This is a genomic window from Streptomyces sp. NPDC005070 (genome assembly GCF_053600395.1).
Window position 1 is genome coordinate 1 of sequence record NZ_JBSFZS010000284.1, and the last position, 4,240, is coordinate 4,240.

Annotated in this window: 5 protein-coding genes; all 5 read right to left on the reverse strand. The window is 75.1% G+C overall.

The window, feature by feature from the left end:
* On the reverse strand, positions 1-479 hold a 479-nt coding region (locus ACWEBX_RS37660), incomplete at its 3' end, for an AfsR/SARP family transcriptional regulator (protein ID WP_451889237.1).
* Positions 476-1,231 (reverse strand): thioesterase II family protein, encoded by a 756-nt coding sequence (locus tag ACWEBX_RS37665; RefSeq protein ID WP_451889238.1) that lies wholly within the window; start codon positions 1,229-1,231, stop codon positions 476-478. The genes ACWEBX_RS37660 and ACWEBX_RS37665, both read right to left, overlap by 4 nt.
* Positions 1,232-1,543: 312 nt before the next feature.
* The gene (locus ACWEBX_RS37670) at positions 1,544-2,005 is read right to left on the reverse strand and encodes a nuclear transport factor 2 family protein (protein WP_451889239.1); all 462 of its coding nucleotides are present in this window, start codon (positions 2,003-2,005) and stop codon (positions 1,544-1,546) included.
* A gap of 319 nt (positions 2,006-2,324) precedes the next feature.
* Complete coding sequence (locus tag ACWEBX_RS37675; RefSeq protein WP_451889240.1) at positions 2,325-2,867, reverse strand: GNAT family N-acetyltransferase; 543 nt, start codon at positions 2,865-2,867, stop codon at positions 2,325-2,327.
* Between the two features lie 376 nt (positions 2,868-3,243).
* A partial coding sequence (locus ACWEBX_RS37680; protein ID WP_451889241.1) for an aminotransferase class V-fold PLP-dependent enzyme occupies positions 3,244-4,240 on the reverse strand: 997 nt, incomplete at its 5' end.

A 4,240-nucleotide genomic window follows, 5' to 3' on the forward strand; every position in this document is an offset into this window, starting at 1 on the left:
AGGGCGCTCCCCTGCCACAGTGCGAGCGCCTGGCCCAGAAGCCGGGTCGCGTCGCGGGGGTCGCCGGGGGCGGTGGCCCGGCCCTGGCCGGACAGCCGGGTGAAGCGGGCCGCGTCGGTCGAGGCGCTGCCGAGGCTGAGGAGGTATCCGGTGGGCAGGGTGCTGATCCATTCGTGGCCGGGGGCGGGCAGCAGCCGGCGCAGCCGGGCGACGTGGGTGTGCAGGGCGCTGGGCGCGTTGGCGGGGGGCCGGTCGCCCCACAGCTCCTCCACCAGGCGGTCCACGGAGAGCTGTTGGCCCGCGTGGACGACGAGGGTGGCGAGCAGGGCCCGCTGTTTGGGTCCGGAGGGTGCGATGCCGGTCCCGGTCTGCCGGTTGTGGACGGCCACCGGGCCGAGCAGCCGGAACTCGGTCGCCTCGACCGTCTCGGTGGCCTCGGTGCGTGTGGGGGCGGGTGCGGCGAGGAGAGGGACGCTCATCGCGCGGCCGCGGACGGCGTGCGGGTGCTCAGCAGGGCGCGGCGCACGTCGTCCTGGATCTGTGCGGCGACCGCGGGGAGGTGGTCCTGGAAGTAGAAGTGGCCGCCGTCGAAGAGGTGCCGGCCCAGGAAGTGCTCGGTGGCATCGGCCCAGCCGTCCAGGCGGTGGGGCGGGGCCACCTGGTCGAGGGTGCCGCCGAACACCGACAGGGGGACGGGCAGCGGCGCGGTCAGGGGCCGGGTGCGCCAGGTCTCGCTCATGCGCAGGTCGGCGCGGATGGTGGGCTCGAACAGCTCCCACAGTTCGTCGTGGTCCATGACCTCGGCAGGGGTGCCGCCCATCGTGGTCAGCTCGTGGCGCAGTGCCGCGTCGCCGAGCAGGTGCCGGCGCACCGGGTCCCCGTCGGGGTGCAGGGTGCCGCGGGCGGACACGCCGAGCCAGAGGGGGGGTGTGCGGCCCGTGTCCAGGAGGCGGCGGGTCAGTTCGTAGGCGACGAGTCCGCCCATGCTGTGCCCGAAGAACGCGTAGGGGCCTACAAGGCGGGTGTCCAGCTCGTGCAGGAAGTGGTCGAGCAGGGCGCCGGCGTCGCTCAGTGCGGGGCGCCTGTCGCGGGGGCCGCGGCCCGGTGCGTCGGGGATCTGCACGTCCCAGTGGGCGGGGAAGCTGGAGGGCCAGTCGCGGTACGCCAGATGCGAACCGCCGGAGTGGTGGAACACGAACAGGCGCAGCTTCGGCTCTTCCGCCTTGTGCATGAAGGACTCCATCGAGAGGGCACTCCGGCGTCCGGCCCGCCGCGAACGGGCCCGGACCGGGGTGGAATGGGGACGATAGCGGCGTGCGGGCCGTGCGGGCCGCTGTCCTGAGCGGCCCTCGAACCGCTCTCGAGTACGCGTGGACGTGCGTGCTCCCGCGTCGACGCGCCCGCCCTCGTCGAGGACGGCAGGCGGGCGCGGACGGGGAGGAGGATGTGCACGTACGACGTTAGGCGGGTCCGGTCCGCATGTCCCGTGTGCTGTACGGAACGTCGAGTTCGGCTGCAGCGGTGTTCGATGCCCCGGCCCGGTTCAGGCGAGGTCGTCGCGGGTGACCCGGCGGCGGACGATGCGCCATGCGCCGCCCGAGCGGACCAGGACGTCCTGCATGACGTACACGTGCAGCGTCTTGGGGCCTCCCTGGCCGGGGGTGATGTGGACCAGGGCCGAGCAGCGGGTGCGCAGCGAGCCGTCGGTCTGCGGCTGCACGTCGAGGATGCCGACCCAGTGCTCCAGGCGGCTTCCGGCCCGCCGCCGGTGTGCCGCGCCGGCCCGCACGTAGCCGGCCAGGGCGGTGCGTGCCCCTACCGGCGCGGGCAGGGACGGCAGGTGCAGGACGGCGTCCTCGGTGAAGGTCTCGGCCCAGCGCTGGGTGTCGTGCGTGTCCAGCAGCCGCATCTGGTGCGCGTAGAAGTGCTGCGCCTGCGCGTACAGGGCGGCGAACTCCCGCCCGGGCAGGGTGTGTTCGGCGGTGCCCGCAAGCTCGACGGTCATGTCTCAGCCTCCGCTTTGTCCGCGTCCTCAGGGGTGGGGGGACGCCGGGGGTCCCGGGGCGCTCCCGGGGATCCGCGTTCGGTACGGACAGTCTTCGAGGCGTGGATCGAGCATCTTTCAAAACCGCCTCAAGCGGTCCCTGACGCCGGTTCGTTCTCTTCTCCTGCCGGTTTCCGGCGTGGCGTTCAGGCCGCTGTCCGCGGTTGGGGCGCGGGGCCCGGGGGTGGCCGGCTGTCCGGTGCGGTGCCGGTGCCGGGAGGGTGCCGGTGCCGGGAGGGTGCTCAGCCCGTTGCGGGAACGAGGCCGGTCGGCTGTGAGGTCACTGGGGCTCCTCGTCCCACAGGGGTGTGTCGGTGCGCAGGACCGAGTAGAGGACCTGGTCGTGCCAGCGGCCCGAGCGCCACTGGGCGGAGCGCAGGGTGCCCTCGCGGGTGAAGCCGGCCTTTTCCAGGGCGCGTTGCTCGGCGAGGTTGGCGTGGTCGGTGAAGGCCTGGACGCGTTCGGCCCGGGTGTGGGCGAAGAGGTAGTCGACGACCTGACGCTGGGCGGCGGTTCCGGTGCCGCGGCCGCGGGCGGCGGGGAGCAGGGCGATGGCGATGGTCCAGCAGGCGGAGGTGTCGGGGCGTCCCCAGGTGGAAGCGAACCATTCGACGCGGCCCACCGCCTCGCCGGCGGCGGTGATGGTGAGCATGCCGCCCTCGCGGCCCAGGAGGCGGTCCTCGGCGTAGCGCTCGCGCAGCCGGTGGGTGGAGGTGAACCCGAACCACTGGAAGGGGCCGGTGCCGTCCTGGGTGGTGAACTCGCGCTCGAAGAGGTCGAGATCGCCGGGGACGACGGGGCGCAGGGACGCTTCGCTGCTCATCTGGATGACTCCTTGGCCGCCAAGTCGGTTGGTGCCGCGCCGAGTTCCGCGGCGGGCACCGGGGCTTCAGCATCCACCACGCCCGGCCGGCCGGGCGGGGGAAGGGCGCGGCTCGGGTCGCGGTGCCTGGCCGGCCGGCGTCGGGTGAAGCGGACCAGGTCGCGCAGCGGCGGAACCCGGCCGTGCGCGCCGCCGATGTGTACGTCGGCGGTGCGGGGCGCCGGCGGCTGCGCGGGCGGCGCCGAGGGTGCCGAGGGTGCCGAAGTCGCCTTCCCGTGGGAGGAGTTCGGGGACGTGGCGCCGGCGGCTGCCGCCGTGTCCGTCGGGTGTGTCCGTCGGGTTCGGGTACCGCCCGCAGGCCGGTCCGCGGGCCCGTTCACGCCCCGGGCCGGGGGTCGGTGGTTCGGGGGCGTTCAGGCGCCGGGCCGGGGTCCGGGGGACGGTCCGGGACCAGGGTCAGGTGGCGCCGGCCGGCCGTGCGTACGCGCGGGGTGCCGGGCCCTGCCGGCCGGGACGGCACGGCGTGCGCCGCCGACGCCGACGCCGGTGCGGGTGCCGGAGCCGGTGCGGGTGCGGGTGGCCGCGGGTGCTGGGCGGGTGCGGGGAGGGGGCGGGTCTCGGTCACGGCGTCCTTGAGGGCGTGGGCGAACACCTCGATGTCCTCGGCCGAGTTGTCGTGGTGGACGGATGCGCGTACGGCCGTGACGACGCCGCGCTCGGGCAGGTACAGCGGGACCTCCTCGGCGACCGTCTTCCACACCACGACGCCGCGGTCCGCGAGCCGGCGGCGCACCAGTGCGGCCGGCACGTCCGGGTGCCGGAAGGTGACGATGCCGCTCTGGAGGCGTCCGGGGGCGATCAGTTCGGTGCCGGCGGTGTCCTCGACGGCGGCGCGCAGGCCGGGAGCGAGGTCCCCGCCCGGGGGCGGGGCCGTGTGCAGGGCCAGGGCCCGGTTCAGTGCGGCGGCCGCGGCGCCGTGCGGCGGCACCAGGGGCGGGCCGCCGTGCGGGGCCAGCATCGTGCGCAGCCGCGGTGCGACGCCGGCGAATCCGGCCGCGTAGGGGCCCCGCAGGAACCTCCAGCCGTCCCCGGTCACCAGGTGGCAGCCGATGCGGGAAGCGTCCACGGGCAGTTGGCCCACCGCGTACGAGGCGTCGACGGCGTACAGGCACCGGTGGGGGGCGAGGAGGCGGCCGATGTCCTCGACGGGATGGACGATGCCGCAGCCGGAGGGCACGTACGGGACGCAGACGAGGGCGACGTCGCCGCCGATGTGCCGTGCCATCCACTCCAGGTCGAGGTCGCCGTCGGGGCGCAGCGGTACGACCTCCAGCCGGCAGCCGGTGCGCGCGCGCAGCGCGAAGACGGTGCTG

What these genes read in the sequence shown, in the direction of transcription:
- ACWEBX_RS37665 (WP_451889238.1), bottom strand. Translation starts at nt 1,231, where the DNA reads ATGCACAAGGCGGAAGAGCCGAAGCTGCGCCTGTTCGTGTTCCACCAC.
- ACWEBX_RS37675 (WP_451889240.1), bottom strand. Translation starts at nt 2,867, where the DNA reads ATGAGCAGCGAAGCGTCCCTGCGCCCCGTCGTCCCCGGCGATCTCGAC.
- ACWEBX_RS37670 (WP_451889239.1), bottom strand. Translation starts at nt 2,005, where the DNA reads ATGACCGTCGAGCTTGCGGGCACCGCCGAACACACCCTGCCCGGGCGG.